This window comes from Alkalibacterium indicireducens (assembly GCF_039522005.1).
GTDB classification, from domain to species: Bacteria; Bacillota; Bacilli; order Lactobacillales; family Carnobacteriaceae_A; genus Alkalibacterium; species Alkalibacterium indicireducens.
Genome location: NZ_BAAADA010000118.1, coordinates 1 through 3156, shown reverse-complemented (window position 1 = coordinate 3156; position 3156 = coordinate 1). Strand labels below are relative to the sequence as shown.

The 3156-nt window shown below is 39.1% G+C and carries 3 protein-coding genes; all 3 read left to right on the top strand.

The annotated features are described in order from the left end of the window. Positions 1–151: 151 nt before the first annotated feature. Positions 152–1048, top strand: coding sequence for a DUF7916 family protein (locus tag ABFX15_RS07580; RefSeq protein WP_346024861.1), 897 nt, complete (start codon positions 152–154; stop codon positions 1046–1048). 484 nt (positions 1049–1532) lie between these two features. Continuing rightward, a complete protein-coding gene (locus ABFX15_RS07575; RefSeq protein WP_346024860.1) occupies positions 1533–2444 on the top strand; it encodes a nuclease-related domain-containing protein in 912 nt (303 codons plus the stop codon). A 447-nt stretch (positions 2445–2891) separates the two neighbouring features. Continuing rightward, complete coding sequence (locus ABFX15_RS07570; protein ID WP_346024859.1) at positions 2892–3017, top strand: hypothetical protein; 126 nt, start codon at positions 2892–2894, stop codon at positions 3015–3017. Positions 3018–3156: the final 139 nt, after the last annotated feature.

The following is a 3156-nucleotide window of genomic DNA, read 5'->3' as shown; positions in this document are numbered from 1 at the left end:
GAAAGTCAAAAACAATAAACTGCGTTTCAGATTTCTAGAATAAATTTCCGAGAATAGCTTTACACATACTCCATATTCTAAACAATTGAAAAATTTGAGTAGTTGGTCTATAGTTTTTGTAAGCGATTTAAAAAAGGAGTGGAATTGGATAATGGTCAAGCGATTATTGAACTGTTATGCAAGTGATTTTCTCGAGATGAATAAGGAAGAGTTAAAGCAGTCGATCAAAGCAAGCGAAGGTCGCACTATTCTGTCTGAAAATATCGTCTCTACTGCGGCATCACCTGGACTAACCAATAGTGAGGTGGCCAGATCTGTCGGAGCAGACTTGATTCTTTTAAATGGCTTCGACTTGCTGGAGCCGAAAGTTAATGGGTTAGATAGCAAAGAAAATGATCCAGTGAGACGCCTGAAAGAACTTACAGGTCGTCCGATTGGGGTCAATATCGAACCCGTCGATCAGCAGGCAGTCATGAATGAAGATAAGCTGACGATTTCTAAAGGGAGACAGGCGTTCAAAGAGACATTCGAGGAAGCTGAGAATCTGGGATTCGATTTCATCTGTCTGACGGGTAATCCGGGAACAGGCGTAAGTAATAAAGAAATAAACAAAGCAATATCAGTAGCAAAAGAAGCGTTCAAAGGTCTGATTATCGCAGGGAAAATGCACGGTGCTGGAGTGAACGAAGCAGTGATCGATTTGGATGCGATCCGTTCCTTCATTGAGAGTGGAGCAGACATCATTCTTCTGCCAGCAATCGGAACAGTACCGGGAGTCACACCGGACGTCGTCTATGAAGCCGTTTGTTTATGCAAGTCTTCTGACGTACTGAGCATGTCGGCTATAGGTACAAGCCAGGAAACAGCGGATCCAAGCACAATCAAAGATATTGCTTTACAAAATAAAATAGCCGGTGTGGATATCCAGCATATTGGCGATGCCGGATATGGAGGAGTCGCACCTTATCTGAATATTCTGGAAATGTCCCGAGTGATTCGTGGAGACCGTCATACACTGGCGCGCATGGCCGGATCGAATGCGCGGTAATGATACTTGAGAAATGATTGGAAGTAACTATTAGTGAATATGGCGCATCTAATCGGTGATAACAATGTAAAAGAGGGACTTGAGTGATGACTAGATTGAGAAAACAGGAGAATTCAATCATATTAACTATTCCTGTATCCGAAGCTGAAAATCTTAATTCGAATACTGAGTATAGTGTCAAAATTGGTCAGTAAGGAACTATTTTACTTATTTCAAAATTAAAATTCATGTGTTGGCTCAGATATTGGACAAAGTTATGAGAAAGAGATGTGGGTTGAGGAGGATCTAAAGGGTAGAAAAGTTGAATAAGAGATACTATTATTTTATTTTATACTGATCTCTAAGCTGAAAAATGGTGGAGCGTGGCTCTGCCTTTTTTTTATCTAAAATACTCAGAAAAAAAGAAAATGAATTAAAGTATTTTAGTTAGTTATCTGTTTTTTCATCAATATTATATATAGATCGTTATTTAGGAGTGAAGAATATGATGTATAAAGACAGGTCTAAACCGATTGTGCTATTTGTTTTGGAAGCTTTACTTATAAGAGCAGATTTGAGTGATGAAGACAAGCAGTATGCTTATTCTCAGATGAAAGGGTATAAAGGGGAACTACACTTTGATAGTATTGTTGAAAAATATCTCCCAAATTATCTGATGATACCGGATCTCTTTTTGAAAAGTCAGGGTTCTACTTTTCAAATTGATATGAGTATCCTTACTGATCAGAAGATTTACATTTATGAAGTGAAAAATTACCAAGGTGAGCTTATGTATCGAGAAGGGAGGTTGACTTACTATTCAAGTGGGTTGGAGATATTAAATCCAGTGAGTCAAGTCCAGAGAGCAGCTATTCTGTTAAAAAATATGTTGAGAAAACATAATATTAATCTGGAAGTCGAACCATATGTCGTATTCATTAATCCCAACTGTACCATTTATCAGTCAATACCCGATAAAAGAATTTTACTCCCAAGTCTGCTGGATAGCCATTTTAAACTGATCGAAAAACAGTCCAATATAAAAACCAGAAAACTTTTAGAAATAGCCGAGAAGTTAACTAACCTAAATCTAAAGTCAAAGTCATACCTACTGACTGACTTGCCAGCTCATGACTTTTATCTGTTGAAAAAAGGGATATATTGCAGTAAATGTAATGAGTTTTTAAACAAAGTTTTGGGTCGGATGTGTGTCTGTAGGTTCTGTGGATTCAAAGAATCGGCAATCGATAATGCGATGCGACATACATTAGAATACCAGACACTTTTTCCTGACGAAACTTTAAAAACTGAAGTATTGTATACCTGGTGCGGCGAACTGCACTCAATGTATCGCCTGCGTAAGGTTCTAAAGAGTCTTAATGAAGAAAAATCTGGCGAGGCCAGATTATCATTATAGTCAGTTGATGCTGTGAGAAACGCAGGGTATAGTTCAGACGGGATGTGAGCGCTGAACTGCATTATGAGCACTTCTGAGTCGAGTTCGTGATAAAAGAAGTGAGCTGAACTACACCGCAATATGCTATAGTCTAGTTGGCAGTACGATTGCAGAGGTGAACTTCATTCAAGAGACGTCAGAATGAAGTTCAAATCGCTGAACCCCAATGAACTACATCTAGAAGCTTTCAATGAAGAATAATCTGGCCAGGCCAGATTACCATTATAGTCAGTTGATGCTGTGAGAAACGCAGGGTATAGTTCAGACGGGATGTGAGCGCTGAACTGCATTATGAGCACTTCTGAGTCGAGTTCGTGATAAAAGAAGTGAGCTGAACTACACCGCAATATGCTATAGTCTAGTTGGCAGTACGATTGCAGAGGTGAACTTCATTCAAGAGACGTCAGAATGAAGTTCAAATCGCTGAACCCCAATGAACTACATCTAGAAGCTTCAGATGACGAAAAATCTGGCGAGGCCAGATTATCATTATCGCGTTTGAAGCAGGCATTCAACCTTTTGATGTCTACTTAATCAAGTGCTTTAACGTAATTCCGAAAGAAGTCTCCCATTTCTAAGCGTATGGGTGCGAAGCACCAGTTAAAGTGGGAGATGAATTTCGGTCAAGCGATAGCTTGAAGTGGTTAATCTGTCCTTTTTGTTGTATACTATA

Bases quoted from the DNA above. Each gene is read 5' to 3' on its own strand.
- ABFX15_RS07575 (WP_346024860.1), top strand. From the start codon at position 1,533: ATGATGTATAAAGACAGGTCTAAACCGATTGTGCTATTTGTTTTGGAA.
- ABFX15_RS07570 (WP_346024859.1), top strand. From the start codon at position 2,892: ATGAAGTTCAAATCGCTGAACCCCAATGAACTACATCTAGAAGCTTCA.
- ABFX15_RS07580 (WP_346024861.1), top strand. From the start codon at position 152: ATGGTCAAGCGATTATTGAACTGTTATGCAAGTGATTTTCTCGAGATG.